The organism is Enterobacter sp. BNK-18 (assembly GCF_047456135.1).
GTDB classification, from domain to species: domain Bacteria; phylum Pseudomonadota; class Gammaproteobacteria; order Enterobacterales; family Enterobacteriaceae; genus Enterobacter; species Enterobacter ludwigii.
This window is the reverse complement of record NZ_CP179899.1, coordinates 697580-718036: the sequence shown is the minus strand read 5'-3', so window position 1 is coordinate 718036 and position 20457 is coordinate 697580. Positions and strand designations below refer to the sequence as shown.

The following is a 20457-nucleotide window of genomic DNA, read 5'->3' as shown; positions in this document are numbered from 1 at the left end:
GCGCTTTACGTACGATAAAAGTGAACGCCATGACTCAAACGTTTATCCCCGGCAAAGACGCCGCTCTGGAAGATTCCATCGCTCGCTTCCAGCAGAAACTGACCGACCTGGGCTTTAATATCGAAGAAGCCTCCTGGCTCAACCCGGTGCCTCATGTCTGGTCCGTGCATATTCGCGATAAAGAGTGTGCCCTGTGCTTTACCAACGGTAAAGGCGCGACAAAAAAAGCGGCACTGGCCTCTGCGCTGGGTGAGTATTTTGAACGTCTGTCGACCAACTATTTCTTCGCCGATTTCTGGCTGGGTGAAACCATCGCCAACGGCCCGTTTGTGCACTATCCAAACGAAAAATGGTTCCCGCTGCCTGAAGACGACGCGCTGCCGGAAGGCATTCTCGACGCGCGTCTGCGTGCGTTCTACGATCCGGAAAACGAACTGACCGCCAGCATGCTGATCGATCTGCAGTCCGGCAATGAGGATCGTGGTATCTGCGCCCTGCCGTTCACGCGTCAGTCTGATGAGCAGACCGTCTATATCCCGATGAACATCGTTGGCAACCTGTACGTGTCCAACGGTATGTCTGCCGGTAATACCCGTAATGAAGCGCGCGTACAGGGGCTGTCTGAAGTCTTCGAACGCCACATTAAAAACCGCATCATTGCCGAATCCATCAGCCTGCCTGAAATTCCGGCTGACGTGCTGGCGCGCTACCCGGGCGTGGTGGAATCCATCGCCAGGCTGGAAGCGGAAGGTTTCCCAATCTTTGCCTATGACGGCTCACTGGGCGGTAAATACCCGGTTATCTGTGTGGTGCTGTTTAACCCTGAAAACGGAACCTGCTTCGCCTCTTTCGGCGCGCACCCTGACTTTGGCGTGGCGCTGGAGCGTACCGTCACCGAGTTACTGCAGGGCCGTGGCCTGAAAGATCTGGACGTGTTTACGCCACCGACCTTTGACGATGAAGAAGTGGCCGAGCACACCAACCTTGAAACCCACTTCATCGACTCCAGCGGTTTGATCTCCTGGGATCTGTTTAAGCAGGACGCGGACTATCCGTTCGTCGACTGGAGCTTTGCAGGTACCACCGAAGAAGAGTTCGCCACGCTGATGGCTATCTTTAAGGCGGAAGATAAAGAAGTCTACATCGCTGACTACGAACACCTAGGCGTGTACGCCTGCCGCATTCTGGTGCCGGGCATGTCCGACATCTATCCGGCAGAAGATCTGTGGCTGGCGAACAACAGCATGGGCGCGCACCTGCGTGAAACCCTGCTGGCCTTGCCGGGCAGCGAATGGGAAAAAGAAGATTACCTGAACCTGATCGCGCAACTGGACGAAGAAGGCCATGATGACTTCACCCGCGTACGCGAGCTGCTGGGTCTGGCGACCGGTAAAGATAACGGCTGGTATACCCTGCGTATTGGTGAGCTGAAAGCAATGCTGGCACTGGCTGGCGGCGATCTGGATCAGGCTCTGGCCTGGACCGAGTGGACTATGGAGTTTAACCAGTCTGTCTTCTCTGCCGAGCGCACTAACTACTATCGCTGCCTGCAAACCCTGCTGCTTCTCGCGCAGGAAGAAGATCGTCAGCCGCTGCAATACCTGAATGCGTTTGTTCGCATGTACGGTGCTGACGCCGTTGAAGCCGCCAGCGCAGCACTGAGCGGTGAAGCGCCGTTCTACGGTCTTCAGGCTGTGGATAGCGATCTGAAAGCCTTCCCGGCACATCAGTCTCTGCTGAAAGCGTATGAAAAATTGCAGAAGGCGAAATCCGCTTACTGGTCAAAATAAGCGCATATAACATTATCAGCTGTAGGCGTATTCAATCGTCTGGGCTATATTACGGGGCAATTTCATTGCCCCGTTTTTTATTTTTTTCGGCAATGACTGTTGATTGTAATAATAAAGTTAAATATGGGTAAATATAATAATATTTACCTGGGCTTTACTGTTACTTTTTATGGTAATTACTCCATATTAATTAACTGTTGCAGAGGTGGCCGAAAGAAATAATTCAACTCTTTTCATAACTTTTAAAATTTATTTTTATACGGATAATCAAATACTTACTCCGCTTTTGCTGTAAATCCATACACATTGCGGGCCTATAAGCCAGGCGAGATATGATCTATATCAATTTCTCTTCTATAATGCTTTGTTAGTATCTCGTCGCCGACTTAATAAAGAGAGAGTTAGTGTGAAAGCTGACAACCCTTTTGATCTTTTACTCCCAGCTGCTATGGCCAAAGTTGCCGAAGAAGCGGGTGTCTATAAAGCAACGAAACACCCGATGAAGACGTTCTATCTGGCGATCACGGCTGGTGTGTTCATCTCTATCGCGTTTGTCTTCTACATCACTGCCACCACCGGTACTGCCGCGATGCCTTTCGGCATGGCGAAACTGATTGGCGGTATTTGCTTCTCACTGGGACTGATTCTTTGCGTCATCTGCGGCGCCGACCTCTTCACTTCTACAGTGTTGATTGTCGTGGCAAAAGCCAGCGGAAGAATTACCTGGGGTCAACTGGCGCGCAACTGGCTTAATGTCTATGTTGGCAACCTGATTGGCTGTCTGCTCTTTGTTCTGTTGATGTGGCTCTCTGGCGAGTATATGACCGCCAACGGTGGCTGGGGACTCAACGTCCTGCAGACCGCAGACCACAAAATGCACCACACATTTATCGAAGCCGTTGCTCTCGGCATCCTCGCTAACCTGATGGTCTGCCTGGCTGTCTGGATGAGCTACTCGGGTCGTAGCCTGATGGATAAAGCCATGATTATGGTTCTGCCGGTTGCGATGTTTGTTGCCAGCGGCTTCGAGCACAGTATTGCGAACATGTTTATGATCCCAATGGGAATTGTAATCCGCAACTTTGCAAGCCCGGAGTTCTGGACTGCTGTTGGTTCAACCCCGGAAAGTTTCTCTCACCTGACTATTATGAATTTCATTACTGATAACCTGATCCCTGTCACTATCGGGAACATTATCGGTGGGGGTCTGTTAGTTGGGTTGACATACTGGGTCATTTACCTGCGTGGCGACGACCATCATTGATGGTTATCTCAGGCAGTAAATAAAAAATCCACTTAAGAAGGTAGGTGTTACATGTCCGAGCTTAATGAAAAGTTAGCCACAGCCTGGGAAGGTTTTGCGAAAGGTGACTGGCAGAATGAAGTAAACGTACGTGACTTCATTCAGAAAAACTATACCCCGTATGAAGGTGACGAATCCTTCCTGGCTGGTGCAACTGACGCGACCACCAAGCTGTGGGACAGCGTAATGGAAGGCGTAAAACTGGAAAACCGCACTCACGCGCCAGTTGATTTTGACACCTCCGTTGCTTCTACCATCACTTCTCACGATGCTGGCTACATTAACAAAGCCCTTGAGAAAATCGTTGGTCTGCAGACTGAAGCACCACTGAAACGTGCGATCATCCCGTTCGGTGGTATCAAAATGGTTGAAGGTTCCTGCAAAGCGTATAACCGCGAGCTGGACCCAATGCTGAAAAAAATCTTCACCGAATACCGCAAAACCCACAACCAGGGTGTATTCGATGTTTACACCAAAGACATTCTGAATTGCCGTAAATCTGGCGTTCTGACTGGTCTGCCAGATGCCTATGGCCGTGGCCGTATCATCGGTGACTACCGTCGCGTTGCGCTGTACGGTATCGACTTCCTGATGAAAGACAAATACGCGCAGTTTGTTTCCCTGCAGTCTGATCTGGAAAACGGTGTAAACCTGGAAGCGACTATCCGTCTGCGTGAAGAAATCGCTGAACAGCATCGCGCGCTGGGTCAGATCAAAGAAATGGCGGCTAAATATGGCTGCGATATCTCTGGTCCTGCAACCAACGCTCAGGAAGCTATCCAGTGGACCTACTTCGGCTACCTGGCCGCTGTTAAGTCTCAGAACGGTGCAGCAATGTCCTTCGGTCGTGTATCCACCTTCCTGGATGCTTACATCGAACGTGATATGAAAGCGGGCAAAATCACCGAGCAAGACGCTCAGGAAATGATTGACCACCTGGTCATGAAACTGCGTATGGTTCGCTTCCTGCGTACCCCTGAATACGATGAGCTGTTCTCTGGTGACCCAATCTGGGCAACGGAATCTATCGGTGGTATGGGTGTTGATGGCCGTACTCTGGTTACCAAAAACAGCTTCCGCTTCCTGAACACCCTGTACACCATGGGTCCTTCTCCGGAGCCGAACATCACCGTTCTGTGGTCTGAAAAACTGCCTCTGAACTTCAAGAAATTCGCCGCTAAAGTGTCCATCGACACCTCTTCTCTGCAGTACGAGAACGATGACCTGATGCGTCCGGACTTCAACAACGATGACTACGCTATCGCATGCTGCGTAAGCCCAATGGTTGTTGGTAAACAAATGCAGTTCTTCGGTGCGCGTGCAAACCTGGCGAAAACCATGCTGTACGCAATCAACGGCGGCGTTGATGAAAAACTGAAAATGCAGGTTGGTCCTAAGTCTGAACCAATCAAAGGCGACGTTCTGAACTTCGATGAAGTCATGGAGCGTATGGATCACTTCATGGACTGGCTGGCTAAACAGTACGTCACTGCCCTGAACGTTATCCACTATATGCACGACAAGTACAGCTACGAAGCCTCTCTGATGGCGCTGCATGACCGTGACGTTATCCGCACCATGGCGTGTGGTATCGCAGGTCTGTCCGTTGCGGCTGACTCCCTGTCTGCAATCAAATATGCGAAAGTTAAACCAATTCGTGACGAAGACGGTCTGGCTGTTGACTTCGAAATCGAAGGCGAATATCCGCAGTTTGGTAACAACGACTCTCGCGTTGATGACATGGCGGTTGACCTGGTTGAACGTTTCATGAAGAAAATTCAGAAGCTGACCACTTACCGTAACGCTATCCCGACTCAGTCTGTTCTGACCATCACGTCTAACGTTGTGTATGGTAAGAAAACCGGTAACACCCCAGACGGTCGTCGCGCAGGTGCGCCATTCGGTCCTGGTGCTAACCCAATGCACGGTCGTGACCAGAAAGGTGCTGTTGCCTCTCTGACCTCCGTTGCTAAACTGCCGTTTGCTTACGCGAAAGATGGTATCTCTTACACCTTCTCTATCGTGCCAAATGCGCTGGGTAAAGACGACGAAGTACGTAAAACTAACCTCGCGGGTCTGATGGATGGTTACTTCCACCACGAAGCGTCCATTGAAGGTGGTCAGCACCTGAACGTGAACGTAATGAACCGTGAAATGCTGCTTGATGCGATGGAACACCCTGAGAAATATCCTCAGCTGACCATCCGTGTCTCCGGCTACGCAGTACGTTTTAACTCCCTGACGAAAGAACAGCAGCAGGACGTTATCACCCGTACTTTCACTCAGTCCATGTAAGTGGAATTGACTGAAATCACGCGTTAAAAGGCGTACAATAAAGGCTCCACATACGTGGGGCCTTTTTAACACTCTCTCCATCACAGTCTCTTTTGTCCGCTATCTATACTCTATGGATAACAGCCAAAACAGACTTAAACACAGCCGGTTTTGAGCTGTGCATACACAGGCCCCGGACGGGCCGATGCTGGAGATATCACCGCAATGTCAATTATTGGTCGCATTCACTCCTTTGAATCCTGTGGCACTGTCGATGGCCCGGGTATCCGCTTTATCACCTTTTTCCAGGGCTGCCTGATGCGCTGCCTTTACTGCCATAACCGTGACACCTGGGATACGCACGGCGGCAAAGAAGTGACCGTCGAAGAACTGATGAAAGAGGTGGTGACCTATCGTCACTTTATGAACGCATCCGGCGGCGGCGTAACCGCTTCCGGCGGTGAAGCCATTCTGCAGGCCGAATTCGTGCGCGACTGGTTCCGCGCCTGTCGCAAAGAAGGCATTCATACCTGTCTCGATACAAACGGTTTTGTCCGCCGCTACGATCCGGTCATTGATGAACTGCTCGACGTCACCGACCTGGTGATGCTCGATCTCAAACAGATGAACGATGAGATCCACCAGAATCTGGTGGGTGTTTCCAACCACCGTACGCTGGAGTTCGCCAAATACATCTCCGGGAAAGGCATCAAAACCTGGATCCGCTATGTTGTTGTACCTGGCTGGTCAGATGATGACGATTCCGCGCATCGGCTGGGAGAATTTACCCGCGATATGGGCAACGTTGAGAAAATTGAGCTTCTGCCCTACCACGAACTGGGTAAACACAAGTGGGTCGCCATGGGGGAAGAATATAAACTCGATGGCGTTAAGCCGCCGAAGAAAGAGACGATGGAACGCGTGAAAGGTATTCTTGAACAGTACGGCCACAAGGTAATGTATTAAGAAAAGGCCCGGTGAGAACCGGGCCTTTTTTATATTATCTGAAGACGCCATTAATAATGGTGGTCACAACCGCAGTACTCAGCGCAATTAAGACCAGATCGTCACCGACGACACGCCATTCATAGCCAGGATAGGAAGGAAGCTGGCCCAGCATAGAAGCCGGCACGGTTTTCTTCGCAATGCCCGGAGGGAGCGGTTTACCGCGTGCGAGGTTTTTCGCAATACCCGGAGGCAGTGACTCATAACCTGTTAAGCCGTAATTGAGTGCCAGGTGACGGGCATGATCGAAGCTCACACGGGCGTCGACATCGTCACTGACGCTTTTATTCGATTTACCTGGATTTTCCTGACCGTTATTTTGTTTATTACCGTGGGTACCGGAATTTCCGTTGCCATGACTACTGGAATTGCCGTGACTGCCGCCATTACCTTGTCCGCCACTGTTCCCGTGACCACTGCCATTCCCGTTACCCGGGTTAGCCATGACCGGAGCTGCAGCAAACGTTAAAGACAACACTACTGCCAGAGCGGTAGTGGTAAAACGACGAGTAGACATGATTGTTGCCTTTTAGTGATATAACTCACCTGAATTATCGCCTGGTGCAATAAACAAACAATACGTAAAAGTCTTATATGTGATGGGGACAAAAAAGCCAGTCATCGACTGGCTTTTTATTAATCAGGCATGCGCCACAGGCGTCGGGTGTTCTCCCACTTTGCGCAGCAGCATTAAGAGATAAATAAACGATACGCTGGCGATCATAATAAACAGCAAATTGTCGGAGTAATTCTGCATCAGCATCGCGGTAAAGGTCGGTCCCAGCAGGCTGCCGATGGTATAGCTCAGTAACAACGCCTGGTTCATTGCCACTAACTGGTGGTGTTCAACTTTCTCACAGGCCCAGGCCATCGCGACCGGATAGAGCGTAAAACCTGCGGCACCCAGAATAAACAGCGCAGGCGCCATCGCCGCATTGCTGAGCATGGCGAGACAGCCCATGATCACCACGAAAACCTGAACACGCAGCACCAGCAGGCGACCAAAGCGATCGGCCAGGCGTCCAATCGGCCACTGACCGACAATCCCCGCACTCACCATCACCGCCATCCAGAACCCAATCCCGGAATCGCTGACGCCCTGATGGTTCAGATAAAGCGGCATCAGGCCATACAGTGAACCAAGCACAATTCCGGAGATAATACAGCCGTTAACCCCAAGGCGCGCCTGACGCAGTCTCAGCATTGGCCAGACGTGGGTTGCTTCCTGGTGTTCGCTGTTCTGGTTCACAATGCGCGTAAAGAGCAGCGGCAGGATTGCCGCCAGCACCATTCCCGTCACCCACGGCAGAACGCTCATCAGGTCGGTTGGCAGTTTGCTCACCATCAGTTGACCAAGCACGGTACCGATGTAATAAACCATCATATAGGCTGCCAGCAGGCGTCCGCGGTTACGTGACGTGCCGCTGCACATCAGCGCGCTTTCAACCACCACCCAAATCATCGCGCAACCCACTCCGGCGATAAAGCGCCATACCATCCAGCTCCAGAAGCCGACCATCAGGCCCAGCCCGGCACATCCGACAGCGAAGAGCAGCGAGGCCAGATAATAGCTGCGGTTAAAACCAAAGCGTTTAATCAGGCTTCCTGTAACCAGCGTACCCAGCAGGTTACCGGTAAAAAAGGACGAGCTGACCATACCCACCTGCCAGGTCGGTAAGTTTTCATGGGCGAGCCACAGCGGGACGAGCGTATTTAACACTGCGATCGCCAGGGTCAGCAGAAGCAGGCCACAGAGCAATAAAAGCACTGGCCGGGTATAGATGGTCATGGATTAAAAACCGTGAGGAAGTTCAGATTTCGTGCGCATCATGCCACTGGCAAAAACAAAGTCAATCCACTGATTTCACCGCCACGCACGATATGTTCCCTGTCGATTTAAAAAACTTATCCTGCTAATGCAACGCCTGCTATAGATATGAATTATGTATCTGTTTTTATTTATTAATGCCCGAAGTGAAAACAAAACGTCAGTCGAAAAATTTCATGATTAAAATAAAAAAAGCCGGGCGCTCCGTCCCGGCTTTATCTCACCCACGGCAACGCTAACTGGCGACGGCCATACCTACGGTCATATGCAAACCGTAGAACACACCGCGGCCGATCAGTTCACCTGCGAGGACCAGCACAAAAGCCAGTGACAGGAGCGGCAGCGCGGGTTGATACCCCTTAAGCTGAGGCACAATCCAGCACACCAGTGCCGCCACCAGCAGGACCACGCGCCAGGCCATCAGCGAGCCGTATGCCGGCACCAGGGCAGACGCCTGCTGAACAGAGCTGTGAATGGTTGCCAGCTCCGCGCCCTGCATCAGGGTGACGACTGCGCTCACCACCAGCGCCAGCAGTGAAACGACAGGCAGCAAACGCATCACCCAACCGTCAACACCCGCGACGCGCAGCAGCATGAAGCCAAGAAGCGGCCCACCAATAAACAGCGTCAGGAAGAAGCTCATCGGCGTCCAGATGCTGTACCAGGTCGGCACGGTGTCGATGGTGTTATAAACCCGCACCATCATCCACACAAACACCACGCCCAGCACCATCGTGACAATCAACCACACGCTGCGCAGCCCTGCCGGCAATTTCTTCAGTGCTGCCAGCAGCCAACCCAGCCCACCCACAGCAAAGAAGATCGCCCCGCTGGCGATTTCATTACTGAGTGACGACGCCCCCACCCGGTTCAGGGAGTTGAACGCGCGCATTGGCGAGCCGAGGTGCAGCGTAGAGGCAATAAAGCCAATTCCCATCAGCACCCACAGGCCAAACATACTCAACACTAAACGTTGTTGTTGCTCAGCAGTGAGATTCCCTTTCAGCAGCGCCAGCGCGAGGACAATAAAACCGCCCGCCACACACTGCCCAAAGACCGTGAAGATCATCAGCGGCCATTCATGCCATCCACTTCCCATCTCACACCTCCTTCGGGTTTGCCAGGTAGCCGGTGGTATCCCCTGTCGGGCGGCTGTTGGCGTTAGGTTTAATCACGATGCTTGGCTTCGTGAAGTGCGCGGACGGCAGCGGCGCGACGGCCGCCAGCTGACCATGTTTTTTACGCAGTTCGTCGATGGGACCGAAGTCCAGCGCACGCAGCGGACAGGACTCCACGCAGATCGGCTTTTTGCCGTCTGCCACGCGGGTGTGGCAGCCGTCGCACTTGGTCATATGCCCTTTGGCGGCATTGTACTGCGGGGCACCGTACGGACAGGCCATGTGGCAGTAGCGACAGCCGATGCAGACATCTTCATCCACTACCACGAACCCGTCGTCACGCTTGTGCATCGCCCCGCTCGGGCAGACCTTGGTGCAGGCCGGGTCTTCGCAGTGGTTGCAGGCAATCGACAGGTAGTAGGCAAACACGTTCTGGTGCCAGACACCGTTGTCTTCCTGCCAGTCACCGCCCGCGTATTCGTAAATACGGCGGAAGCTGACGTCCGGGGTTAAATCTTTGTAATCCTTGCAGGCGAGCTCGCAGGTTTTGCACCCGGTGCAGCGGCTGGAATCAATAAAAAATCCATACTGGGTTGTCATCGGTTACTCCTTACACCTTTTCAACCTGAACAAGGTTCGTGTGGGACGGGTTGCCCTTCGCCAGTGGCGACGGACGCTGCGTGGTCAGTACGTTAATACTGCCTGCCTGGTCGATGCGATTCGCATCCGGGCTATACCAGGCCCCTTCCCCCAGCGCGACAACGCCAGGCATCATGCGCGGAGTCACCTTGGCTTCAATGTGTACCTCACCGCGACCGTTAAAGATGCGCACGCGGTCGCCATTGCTGATCCCACGGGCTTTGGCATCCATCGGGTTAATCCACATCTCCTGACGGCAGGCAGCTTTCAGTACGTCGACGTTGCCATAGGTGGAGTGAACACGCGCTTTGTAGTGGAAGCCGGTCAACTGCAGCGGGAATTTCGCGGTCAGCGGATCGTTGTAGTTTTCAAAGCCCGGCGTGTAGATCGGCAGCGGATCGATAACATCCCCTTCCGGCAACTCCCAGGTAGAGGCAATTTTTGCCAGCTCTTCTGAATAAATTTCAATTTTGCCCGATGGCGTGGTCAGCGGATTGGCCTGCGGATCGTCACGGAAAGCTTTGTACGCCACGTGGTGGCCTTCCGGATCACGCTGTTTGTACATCCCCTGCTCACGGAAGGTATCGAAATCCGGGAGGTCAGGGATCGCTTTGCGAGAGAGTTCATGCAGATGACGCATCCACCCTTCCTGCGTGCGCCCCTCGGTAAATTGCTGCTCAACGCCAAGACGTTTCGCCAGCTCAGAGGTCATCTCATAGATGGTTTTGCACTCAAAGCGAGGTTTAATGGCCTGATCGGTAAAGATGACATAGGACATGTTGCCGCAGGAGGCATCCAGCGCGAAATCCATCTGCTCAGAGGCCGTGCAGTCCGGGAGAATAATATCGGCATATTTTGCCGAAGAAGTCATGTGGCAGTCGATCACCACAATCATCTCGCACTTCTTGTCATCCTGCAGGATTTCATGGGTGCGGTTAATTTCAGAGTGCTGGTTGATGAGACAGTTTCCGGCGTAGTTCCAGATCATCTTGATCGGGACATCCAGTTTGTCCTTACCCCGCACGCCGTCACGCAGCGCAGTCATTTCCGGGCCGCGTTCAATGGCATCAGTCCACATAAACATGGAGATACTGGTCTGAACCGGGTTTTCCAGTGTCGGCATACGTTCAAATGGCACTTCATAGGAGCCTTCACGCGCACCGGTGTTACCGCCATGAATGCCCACGTTACCCGTCAGAATGGCGAGCATCGAAATGGCACGGGTGGCAATTTCACCGTTCGCATGACGCTGTGGACCCCAACCCTGACTAATATAGGCCGGTTTAGCCGAGCCAATCTCGCGTGCCAGTTGAACAATACGGTCTACCGGAATTCCCGTGATGGTGGACGCCCATTCCGGCGTTTTGGCAATACCGTCGCTGCCCTGACCGAGAATATAGGCCTTATAGTGGCCATTAGCCGGCGCGCTGGCTGGCAATGTTTTCTCGTCATAACCGACGCAGTATTTATCGAGGAACTGCTGATCGACCAGATTTTCAGTGATCATCACCCACGCCAGCGCGGAGACCAACGCAGCATCGGTGCCTGGACGAATCGGGATCCACTCATCTTCACGCCCTGCTCCGGTGTCGGTATAGCGCGGGTCGATAATAATCATGCGGGCATTCGATTTGGCGCGGGCCTGTTCGAGGTAGTACGTTACCCCGCCACCGCTCATGCGCGTTTCACCCGGGTTGTTGCCGAACAGCACCACCAGCTTACTGTTTTCGATATCAGACGGGCTGTTGCCGTCTGCCCAGCCGCCGTAGGTGTAGTTCAGACCGGCGGCAATCTGCGCCGAAGAGTAGTCGCCATAATGGTTCAGATAACCGCCGCAGCAGTTCATCAGACGGGCCACCAGCGTTTTCCCCGGTGGCCAGGAGCGGGTCAGCGTGCCGCCGAGCGTCCCGGTGCCATAGTTCAGATAGATGGATTCGTTGCCGTAGTCTTTGATCAGACGCTGCATGTTCGTCGCGATAATGTCGTAGGCTTCATCCCAGCTAATGCGCTCGAACTTCCCTTCTCCACGCTTGCCAACGCGCTTCATCGGGTACTTCAGGCGGTCCGGGTTATAAACGCGACGACGCATTGAACGGCCGCGCAGGCAGGCGCGGACCTGATGTAACCCCTCGTAGTTATCGTCCCCGGTATTATCGGTTTCGACATATTTAATCTCACCATCCACCACATGCATACGCAGTGGACAACGGCTACCGCAGTTTACGGTACAGGCACTCCACACCATTTTTTCCGGGGTGGTCGGGGACAGTGCATCCGCCGCCGACACCAGACGAGAAAAAGGGAGCGTAAAGGCGCTGCTGGCAACGGCCAGACCACCAATTGCCGTGGTTTTCATCAACCCACGGCGAGTGACCTCGGCAGCCATTAACGCTTCAGGCGCTTTGATTTTCATAGAGACTCACTTTGGTTGCTCACATAGAAAAGAGAGGCGGCATATGCCGCTATATAGTTTTATATATAACGAATGACTTCGTTATTAGTTTTTTATGCTGACTTTCATTCGGAGGAGTATTACTACTTTGGAGGGAGGGGTTATTGCGTCGTATCAATTCTAAGGTATAAAAAAAGCGCCCTGAGGCGCTTTTTTGTTTCACGTCAAATCATTAACCGATGTACTGCTGGCCTTTCATGTACGGACGCAGCACTTCAGGGATCTCAATACGACCGTCCGCCTGCTGATAGTTTTCCAGCACGGCAACCAGTGTACGACCGACAGCCAGGCCAGAACCGTTCAGGGTATGCACCAGACGGGTTTTCTTGTCAGACTTGCTGCGGCAACGTGCCTGCATACGACGCGCCTGGAAATCCCAGACGTTAGAGCAGGAGGAGATTTCACGGTAGGTATTCTGGGCAGGAACCCAGACTTCCAGGTCGAAGGTTTTGCAGGCACCAAAGCCCATATCACCGGTGCACAGCGCCATACGACGGTACGGCAGACCCAGCAGCTCCAGCACTTTTTCAGCGTGGCCGGTCATCTCTTCCAGCGCGTCCATCGACTCTTCCGGGCGGACAATCTGCACCATCTCTACTTTGTCGAACTGGTGCATACGGATCAGACCACGCGTGTCACGACCGTAAGAACCCGCTTCAGAACGGAAGCACGGAGAGTGTGCTGTCAGTTTGATTGGCAGGTCGTCTTCGTCGATGATCTCATCACGCACGAGGTTAGTCAGCGGCACTTCCGCAGTTGGGATCAGCGCGTAGTTGCTGCTGTCAGCTTCCTCGTCCAGCGGACGGGTGTGGAACAGATCGCCGGCAAATTTTGGCAGCTGGCCAGTACCGTACAGCGTATCGTGGTTAACCAGATACGGGACGTAGGTTTCACTGTAGCCGTGCTGCTCGGTGTGCAGATCCAGCATAAACTGCGCCAGAGCGCGATGCAGATGAGCAATCTGGCCTTTCATCACAACGAAGCGAGAACCGGTCAGCTTAACTGCGGCCGCAAAGTCCAGGCCGGCATGCATTTCGCCCAGGGTCACATGATCGCGAACCTCGAAGTCGAACTCGCGAGGCGTGCCCCAGCGTTTCACTTCAACGTTGTCGTTTTCATCTTTACCGACAGGTACGCTATCGTCAGGAATGTTCGGGATCGCCAGCGCGATATCACGGATCTCGGCCTGAAGCACGTCCAGCTCCGCTTTCGCCTGATCCAGCTCTTCACCCAGTTTGTTCACTTCCAGGCGTAATGGCTCAATGTCTTCCCCGCGCGCTTTCGCCTGGCCGATGGATTTCGATCGAGAATTACGCTCTGCCTGCAGATTTTCAGTTTGTACCTGCAGAACTTTACGACGCTCTTCAAGAGCGCGCAGCTTATCTACATCCAGCTTAAAGCCCCGGCGTGCCAGTTTTTCAGCGACTGCGTCTGGCTCATTACGCAGCAGATTGGGATCGAGCATGCTTATCCTGTGCTTATCGAATTAAAATAGGAAAATGTGACCACAGCCTGCGGCCACAGAGATACATTGCCAACATTACCGCAACGATCGCACTAACGGTAGCGTTTTATAGGGCTATTTTGATCCTGTCCGGCGAGCCAGGCGAGCTTTTCGCCAATCTTGCCTTCAAGACCTCTGTTTGTGGGGTGATAATAGCGGGTTTGTGCCATCTCCTGCGGGAAATATTCCTCCCCGGCGGCGTAGGCATTGGGTTCGTCGTGGGCGTAGCGGTATTCCTGCCCATACCCCATCTCTTTCATCAGTTTGGTCGGCGCATTGCGCAGATGAACCGGCACGTCATAATCCGGACGTTCACGAGCGTCGGACATGGCCGCTTTAAAGGCGGTATAGACAGCGTTACTTTTCGGTGCGCAGGCCAGATAAACAATCGCCTGAGCGATAGCACGCTCGCCTTCAGCAGGCCCGACGCGGGTAAAGCAGTCCCAGGCCGAAATAGCCACCTGCATGGCGCGCGGGTCGGCATTCCCAACATCTTCAGAGGCAATCGCCAGGCAGCGACGGGCCACATACAGCGGATCGCCACCGGCGGTGATAATGCGGGCATACCAGTAAAGCGCCGCATCAGGCGCGCTGCCGCGCACGGACTTATGCAGTGCCGAAATCAGATCGTAAAACCGATCGCCTTTATTGTCGAAACGCGCGCTGCGCTCCCCGGCGATCTCGGTGAGCAACGCCGGTTTCAGTACCCGCTTGCCGGACGCATCCACTTCGGCCATATCGGCCATCATTTCCAGCGTATTGAGTGCCCGGCGGGCGTCGCCGTTAACCAGTTCAGCGATCGCCCGGCGCGTGTCGTCAGGCAGAACGATATCCTGCCCGCCGTAGCCGCGCGCGTTATCGTTCATCGCCTGCGTGAGAACCTGTTCAATATCCTCCACGGTCAGGGATTTGAGCAGGTAAACACGTGCGCGGGAAAGCAGCGCGGAATTGAGTTCAAACGACGGGTTTTCGGTGGTGGCACCGATGAAGAAAATGGTGCCGTCTTCAATGTGCGGCAGGAAAGCATCCTGCTGGCTTTTATTGAAACGATGAACTTCGTCGACAAAGAGAATGGTACGTCGCCCGGCATTGCGGTTCTGCCGCGCACGTTCAATTGCCTCGCGGATCTCCTTCACGCCGGACGTGACCGCCGAGATGCGCTCGACATCCGCGTTAGCATAGCGGGCGATAACTTCCGCGAGCGTTGTTTTGCCTGTACCGGGTGGGCCCCAGAGGATCATGGAGTGCAGATGCCCGGCCTCAATGGCACGCGGCAAGGGTTTCCCCGCAGCCAGCAGGTGTTGCTGGCCGATGTACTGCGCTAAATTTTCTGGCCGCATACGAGCGGCCAGAGGTTGAAACGCATTCTCAGAAAAATCGAGCGACAGATTGCTCACTCATGCCTCTTACTTGTTGCGCTGATCGTCCACCGTTACGCCCTGCGGCGGGGTAAAGGTGAATTTAGACGCGTCAACCGCGCCGTTTTGCTGGGTCTTGAGCTGGTAGCTGCTACGCTGGTCGTCCTGCTCAACCGCACCAAACTGATTAATGGTTCCGTTGGTGCTCACGTTGATGGTGAACTGTTTCAGGTTGCCATTGCTGCCTTTCGGCGTCAGAACAAACTCATCACCATTCTGTTTGATATTGTACTGCTGCCAGTCGCTGGACTGGTTACGCGCAATCAGCATGAAAGGCGTATTGCTGGTCGCGTCTTTCAGCCAGGTCGCGGTAGCCTGCTCGACAAACGGGTTGTAGAACCACAGGGTCTTACCATCAGAAACCAGGATGCTCTCATCCGGCTGAGTCATATGCCAGTTAAACAGATTCGGGCGTTTTACCCACAAATCCCCCTGACCTTCCTGCACCGCATTGCCACTGCCGTCAGTCACTTTTTGCGTGAAGCTGGCGTGGAAACTGCTCACTTTATCCAGTCGGCTTTTAAGGTCGCTGGCTGCATCAGCCCAGACGCTGCTGGCGACAAAACTGGTGAGTAATGCACAGGCGATTGCGATTTTTTTCATTGTTATTCCTTAAAATACGTCATCCCGATATGGGGTTCTGCCCTCTATTGTGTACCTGCCCGAAGGCAGGCGACAGAAGAAAATGCTTAATTTTGGCTGATTTACCCTTCTTTGCAATCACTGAAGGTTAATCAAACGGCGGCGGTGCCAGCACCTCACGGTTACCGTTGTGCCCCTGCTCGCTCACAATGCCCTGCGCTTCCATCTGCTCGATGATGCGCGCTGCGCGGTTGTAGCCGATGCGGAACTGACGCTGCACACCCGAGATAGAGGCTTTACGTTTTTCGGTGACGAAGTTAACCGCCTGGTCGAATAACGGATCCAGCTCCTCGCCGCCGTCCAGGCCACCACCGCCGCCTTCGCTTTCGCTGTCGGAGGTAATGCCATCAACATATTGCGGACGACCGCGCGCTTTCCAGTCCTGCACCACGGCGTGAACTTCCTGGTCGCGAACAAATGCGCCGTGAACACGCACCGGAGAGGTGGAGTTCGGGCCAGAGTAAAGCATGTCCCCCATACCCAGCAGCGACTCCGCGCCACCCTGGTCGAGAATAGTACGCGAGTCAATTTTGCTCGATACGGTAAACGCGATACGGGTTGGAATGTTCGCTTTGATCAGACCCGTAATGACGTCCACAGACGGACGCTGCGTCGCCAGAACCAGGTGGATGCCGGCCGCACGCGCTTTTTGCGCCAGACGTGCAATCAGCTCTTCCACTTTTTTACCGACGGTCATCATCAGGTCAGCGAATTCATCCACCAGCACGACGATGTAAGGCAGTTTTTCCAGCACCGGATGTTGGGCATCCATGCTGTCGCCCGGTTTCCAGTAAGGGTCCGGAATCGGGCGGCCCATCCGTGCCGCTTCGGCGATTTTCTCGTTATAACCGGCAAGGTTACGCACGCCCAGCGCAGACATCAGCTTGTAGCGACGCTCCATCTCATTCACGCTCCAGCGCAGGGCATTGGCCGCGTCTTTCATGTCGGTAACCACTTCTGTCAGTAGATGCGGGATACCTTCATAGACCGACAGTTCCAGCATTTTCGGGTCGATCATGATGAAACGGACATCTTCCGGCTGCGCTTTATAGAGCATGCTGAGGATCATGGCGTTCACACCGACGGATTTACCGGAGCCGGTGGTACCTGCTACCAGCAGGTGAGGCATTTTTGCCAGATCGGCCACCACCGGCTCGCCCGCAATATCTTTACCCAGAACCACGCTCAGCGGTGACGGGTTGTCGCGGAACTTCGCGTTATCCAGGACTTCGCGCAGGTAAACGGTCTGACGTTTCTTATTCGGCAGTTCAAGACCGACGTAAGGTTTACCCGGAATAACCTCTACAACACGCACCGCCACGGTCGACAGAGACCGCGCCAGGTCACGGGAAAGGTTAGAAATGCGCGCGGCTTTTACGCCTGGTGCCAGATTAAGTTCGAAGCGAGTGATCACCGGCCCTGGGGAGTAGTTGACCACATCAGCCTTGATACGGAAGTCCGCCAGACGCGCTTCCACCAGACGAGCCATCTGCTCAAGAGCAAAGGTATCGACCGGCTCGACTTCAGCCGGCGGTGGAGTTAACAGATCCAGCGACGGCAGAGGCGTGCTTGGACGCTGCAGCGGACGGCTGTCGCCGTTACGCATCAGCAGCGGGTGAATGAGACTCTCCTGAGGCTGCTGGAACTGCGGCGGCGGTGGTGGCTGCTGCGGTTGCACGTAAGCCTGCGGCGCCGGTTGCTGCGGTTGTGCATACGCCTGCGGTGCCGGTTGTTGCGGCTGTGCATACGCCTGCGGTGCCGGTTGTTGCGGCTGTGCATACGCCTGCGGCGCTGGCGCAGTCTGCGGACGCGTCGGTTCAGCGTCCGGCATCACGCTCGGCGTGAACAGCGGCTCGCTCGGGCCATCATCAACCAGATCTTTCATTGGCGAGAATTCAAAATCCGACAGCGAGAACGGATTCGCTCCGGCAGGCTGCTCACCGGCATAACGCTGCTGCTGCGTGGCCGCGAACTGGCGCGCTAATTCCGCCTCAGCCGCGTCATCTTCGTCTTGTGGATGATGCACTTCATGCTGGTATTCTTCGCCATAGCGCTGATGCTGCTGCGCGGCGAACTGGCGCGCCAGTTCATCCTGATGCATTTCATCAACGTCATCTTCATACTCATTCTCGCGCGCTTTTTCCTCAGCCATACGCTGAGAAGGGAGCTTGATACCGTAGGAGGCCAGCTCACGCCGCGTTGGCACGCGAACACGGTTTGGGCGAGGTAACTGCGGGCCAATCCCCTCTTTCACCTGTGGACGTGGCGCACCGCCTGTGGCGAGGCTAAAGACCGGGGCTGCCGCTGTAGCCTGCTTCACGCTTTCAGCAACAGGTGCAACGGCAGGCGTTGGATCAACCGGAGGAACCGAAACAGAAGGTGCTTTGGTTACAGGCTCCTGCACCGGTTCAGGCACAGGCTGATACCAGGCCGCCAGCTGTTCACGCTCGCGGGCACGACGCTCTTCGACCTCTTCGAAATAGTACAATGGCGGACGAGACGGTTTCGCCTCTTCCACCACCTCAGGCTCAGGCTGAGGCGCTACGTATGGCTGTTCAGGTTCAACCGGCTCCGGCACGTACTCCTGATGAGGCTGTGCGGCAGGCTGCGCGTACTGCGGATATCCCTGAGGCTCATATGCCGGCTCCGGCTGATAAGGCTGCTGCCAGGCTTCCTGCTGGACAGGAACATAGCTCTCTGGCTCTGGCGCAATAACCGGCTCAGGCGTATGAACGCCAGGGGCGGTTTGCCACTCCACCTGGGGTTGCTGAATGGCGGATTCGGGCGGTGGAACCGGTGCTGAAGGCATCACCGCATCGGCTGGAGCGGCATACGCCTGTGAAGCCGTAGTGGCGGCGGCCGCTGCAGCGACCGGCTCGGTCACGGAGTGACCATTTAACAGCGGGTCGTATTCATCAAACGCTCCCGGCGTGGCACGGTTGCCGGAGAAGAGCACATCGTTTGGATCGACAGCCGCACCGGCTGCACGATATTCAACCTGATCGTCTTCATCCATGCGTTTGCCGGAGAAGAGCGCCGCATCGGTTTTACGGCCTAGCGGGTTGGCAAATTTCTCGGCAACACGCTGACGACGCGCCAGCGCGCCGCGCATAATGCGGGCACGACGAGATTCGCGACGCTGAACGGGAGCATCGTCTTCCTCTTCGTACTCATCTTCATATTCATCTTCGTCAACCCACGTATCGTCGCGACGGGTACGGTTGCTGGCGAAGGTCAGGAGGGTGAGGATAAAGCTGCCAATCTTCTCGGCAATGCTCACCCACGACCAGCCGGTGAACAGCGTCAGTCCTGCCGCCCAGATACAGAGCAACGCAAGCGTGCCACCGCTGCTGTGAAGCATGGGCTGTAGCGCAGAACTCAACAGGCTGCCGATCACCCCGCCAGAGGCGAAATACCAGATATCATCGGCATTGATAGCCGCCAGCCCACACGAGGTGAGGATCAGCGCCAGTGCGCCAATCAGGCGCAGCGACACCGCGAAATAGTCGATATAGTCATCGTTTTGACGATGGCGCCAGGCAAACCAGCATCCGCCAATGATAATGACGGGAAGGGTGTAGGCCATCACCCCGAAAATGAAGAAGAGCGTATCTGCAAGCCAGGCGCCGGGAACACCGCCTAAGTTATGGATAGGCTCATGCCAGGCGGTTTGTGACCAGCTGGGATCTGAGGGGTTGAAACTGAGTAGGGCTGTCATCAGCCAGACGGCAAAAAGGGCAATAACAATCAGCAAAGCCTCGAGGAGACGACGTCCGCTGCTTAGCTTCGATAATGTGACTTCTTTGTCTTCAGTGTATTCCTGGCTCAAGAAAGGCTCTCCAGGTATCAGGCATATCCTGCCTGTTTGCTAAAACGGACAACAGCGCCGGGTATCCCCGGCACTGTTGCTGTATGGATTAACAGGAGTGTAATCAAACTACACTGATTTTGCACCTGTTCCGTGTTAGCGCGTCTTAATAACCAGACGATTGCTCTGTTTGACTTCTTCCATCACCACATAGGTACGGGTGTCATTCACGCCCGGCAGACGCAGCAGGGTTTCACCCAGCAGCTTACGGTAGGCGGACATATCAGGCACACGGGTTTTCAACAGGTAGTCGAAATCACCGGATACCAGATGACACTCTTGAATTTCTTCAAGTTTTTGTACAGCGGCGTTAAATTGCTCAAACACATCCGGCGCACCACGATTCAGAGTAATCTCAACAAATACCAGAAGTGAGGCATCCAGATAATGCGGGTTCAACAGAGCCGTATAGCCCTGAATGAAACCCTGTCTTTCCAGTCGGCGCACACGCTCAAGGCACGGCGTCGGGGAAAGTCCCACACGTTTTGAAAGCTCGACGTTGGAAATACGCCCATCCTTTTGCAATTCATTAAGAATGTTACGATCGATACGGTCGAGATCTTTGCCAGGGCGCTTCTTGCTATCTACCATTATTATTGTCTCTCTGTATTCCTTC

Annotated in this window: 14 protein-coding genes; 4 read left to right on the top strand and 10 right to left on the bottom strand. The window is 54.3% G+C overall.

All coding sequences use genetic code 11. The annotated features are described in order from the left end of the window. Nucleotides 1–29 precede the first annotated feature (29 nt). From ycaO to pflA, 4 genes are all read left to right on the top strand, one after another. Nucleotides 30–1790 (top strand): 30S ribosomal protein S12 methylthiotransferase accessory factor YcaO, encoded by a 1761-nt coding sequence (gene ycaO / locus ACMGG3_RS03420; RefSeq protein WP_032677795.1) that lies wholly within the window; start codon nucleotides 30–32, stop codon nucleotides 1788–1790. A gap of 406 nt (nucleotides 1791–2196) precedes the next feature. Next, on the top strand, nucleotides 2197–3054 hold the full coding sequence (focA, locus tag ACMGG3_RS03415) for a formate transporter FocA (protein ID WP_025204555.1): 858 nt from the start codon (nucleotides 2197–2199) through the stop codon (nucleotides 3052–3054). A 51-nt stretch (nucleotides 3055–3105) separates the two neighbouring features. Then, a complete protein-coding gene (gene pflB / locus ACMGG3_RS03410) occupies nucleotides 3106–5388 on the top strand; it encodes a formate C-acetyltransferase (RefSeq protein ID WP_014169380.1) in 2283 nt (760 codons plus the stop codon). 204 nt (nucleotides 5389–5592) lie between these two features. Continuing rightward, nucleotides 5593–6333: a pyruvate formate lyase 1-activating protein gene (pflA, locus tag ACMGG3_RS03405; RefSeq protein WP_020884823.1), complete on the top strand. Its 741-nt coding sequence runs from the start codon at nucleotides 5593–5595 to the stop codon at nucleotides 6331–6333. A 34-nt stretch (nucleotides 6334–6367) separates the two neighbouring features. On the opposite strand, the gene ACMGG3_RS03400 is transcribed toward pflA, so the two are convergent. From ACMGG3_RS03400 to lrp, 10 genes are all read right to left on the bottom strand, one after another. Next, nucleotides 6368–6889 carry an anti-virulence regulator CigR family protein gene (locus tag ACMGG3_RS03400; protein ID WP_414149580.1) on the bottom strand — a complete coding sequence of 174 codons (522 nt, stop codon included), beginning with the start codon at nucleotides 6887–6889 and terminating at the stop codon, nucleotides 6368–6370. Nucleotides 6890–7012: 123 nt separating this feature from the next. Continuing rightward, nucleotides 7013–8161: an MFS transporter gene (locus ACMGG3_RS03395; protein ID WP_014169376.1), complete on the bottom strand. Its 1149-nt coding sequence runs from the start codon at nucleotides 8159–8161 to the stop codon at nucleotides 7013–7015. 274 nt (nucleotides 8162–8435) lie between these two features. Next, a complete protein-coding gene (locus ACMGG3_RS03390; RefSeq protein ID WP_414149579.1) occupies nucleotides 8436–9299 on the bottom strand; it encodes a dimethyl sulfoxide reductase anchor subunit family protein in 864 nt (287 codons plus the stop codon). Nucleotide 9300: 1 nt separating this feature from the next. After that, on the bottom strand, nucleotides 9301–9918 hold the full coding sequence (locus tag ACMGG3_RS03385; RefSeq protein ID WP_014169373.1) for a DMSO/selenate family reductase complex B subunit: 618 nt from the start codon (nucleotides 9916–9918) through the stop codon (nucleotides 9301–9303). 10 nt (nucleotides 9919–9928) lie between these two features. After that, the gene (gene dmsA, locus ACMGG3_RS03380) at nucleotides 9929–12370 is read right to left on the bottom strand and encodes a dimethylsulfoxide reductase subunit A (RefSeq protein WP_414149578.1); all 2442 of its coding nucleotides are present in this window, start codon (nucleotides 12368–12370) and stop codon (nucleotides 9929–9931) included. A gap of 211 nt (nucleotides 12371–12581) precedes the next feature. Then, nucleotides 12582–13874, bottom strand: a complete 1293-nt coding sequence (gene serS, locus ACMGG3_RS03375) for a serine--tRNA ligase (RefSeq protein ID WP_008499983.1) — start codon at nucleotides 13872–13874, stop codon at nucleotides 12582–12584. Between the two features lie 92 nt (nucleotides 13875–13966). Beyond that, nucleotides 13967–15310 (bottom strand): replication-associated recombination protein RarA, encoded by a 1344-nt coding sequence (gene rarA, locus ACMGG3_RS03370; protein WP_014169370.1) that lies wholly within the window; start codon nucleotides 15308–15310, stop codon nucleotides 13967–13969. Between the two features lie 9 nt (nucleotides 15311–15319). Next, the gene (gene lolA, locus ACMGG3_RS03365; protein WP_014169368.1) at nucleotides 15320–15934 is read right to left on the bottom strand and encodes an outer membrane lipoprotein chaperone LolA; all 615 of its coding nucleotides are present in this window, start codon (nucleotides 15932–15934) and stop codon (nucleotides 15320–15322) included. Nucleotides 15935–16061: 127 nt separating this feature from the next. Then, on the bottom strand, nucleotides 16062–19802 hold the full coding sequence (gene ftsK, locus ACMGG3_RS03360; RefSeq protein ID WP_414149577.1) for a DNA translocase FtsK: 3741 nt from the start codon (nucleotides 19800–19802) through the stop codon (nucleotides 16062–16064). Between the two features lie 135 nt (nucleotides 19803–19937). Further along, the gene (gene lrp, locus ACMGG3_RS03355) at nucleotides 19938–20432 is read right to left on the bottom strand and encodes a leucine-responsive transcriptional regulator Lrp (RefSeq protein WP_000228469.1); all 495 of its coding nucleotides are present in this window, start codon (nucleotides 20430–20432) and stop codon (nucleotides 19938–19940) included. Nucleotides 20433–20457 lie beyond the last annotated feature (25 nt).

What these genes read in the sequence shown, in the direction of transcription:
- ycaO (WP_032677795.1), top strand. Translation starts at nt 30, where the DNA reads ATGACTCAAACGTTTATCCCCGGCAAAGACGCCGCTCTGGAAGATTCC.
- pflB (WP_014169380.1), top strand. Translation starts at nt 3,106, where the DNA reads ATGTCCGAGCTTAATGAAAAGTTAGCCACAGCCTGGGAAGGTTTTGCG.
- pflA (WP_020884823.1), top strand. Translation starts at nt 5,593, where the DNA reads ATGTCAATTATTGGTCGCATTCACTCCTTTGAATCCTGTGGCACTGTC.
- ACMGG3_RS03400 (WP_414149580.1), bottom strand. Translation starts at nt 6,889, where the DNA reads ATGTCTACTCGTCGTTTTACCACTACCGCTCTGGCAGTAGTGTTGTCT.
- ACMGG3_RS03395 (WP_014169376.1), bottom strand. Translation starts at nt 8,161, where the DNA reads ATGACCATCTATACCCGGCCAGTGCTTTTATTGCTCTGTGGCCTGCTT.
- ACMGG3_RS03390 (WP_414149579.1), bottom strand. Translation starts at nt 9,299, where the DNA reads ATGGGAAGTGGATGGCATGAATGGCCGCTGATGATCTTCACGGTCTTT.
- ACMGG3_RS03385 (WP_014169373.1), bottom strand. Translation starts at nt 9,918, where the DNA reads ATGACAACCCAGTATGGATTTTTTATTGATTCCAGCCGCTGCACCGGG.
- dmsA (WP_414149578.1), bottom strand. Translation starts at nt 12,370, where the DNA reads ATGAAAATCAAAGCGCCTGAAGCGTTAATGGCTGCCGAGGTCACTCGC.
- serS (WP_008499983.1), bottom strand. Translation starts at nt 13,874, where the DNA reads ATGCTCGATCCCAATCTGCTGCGTAATGAGCCAGACGCAGTCGCTGAA.
- lolA (WP_014169368.1), bottom strand. Translation starts at nt 15,934, where the DNA reads ATGAAAAAAATCGCAATCGCCTGTGCATTACTCACCAGTTTTGTCGCC.
- lrp (WP_000228469.1), bottom strand. Translation starts at nt 20,432, where the DNA reads ATGGTAGATAGCAAGAAGCGCCCTGGCAAAGATCTCGACCGTATCGAT.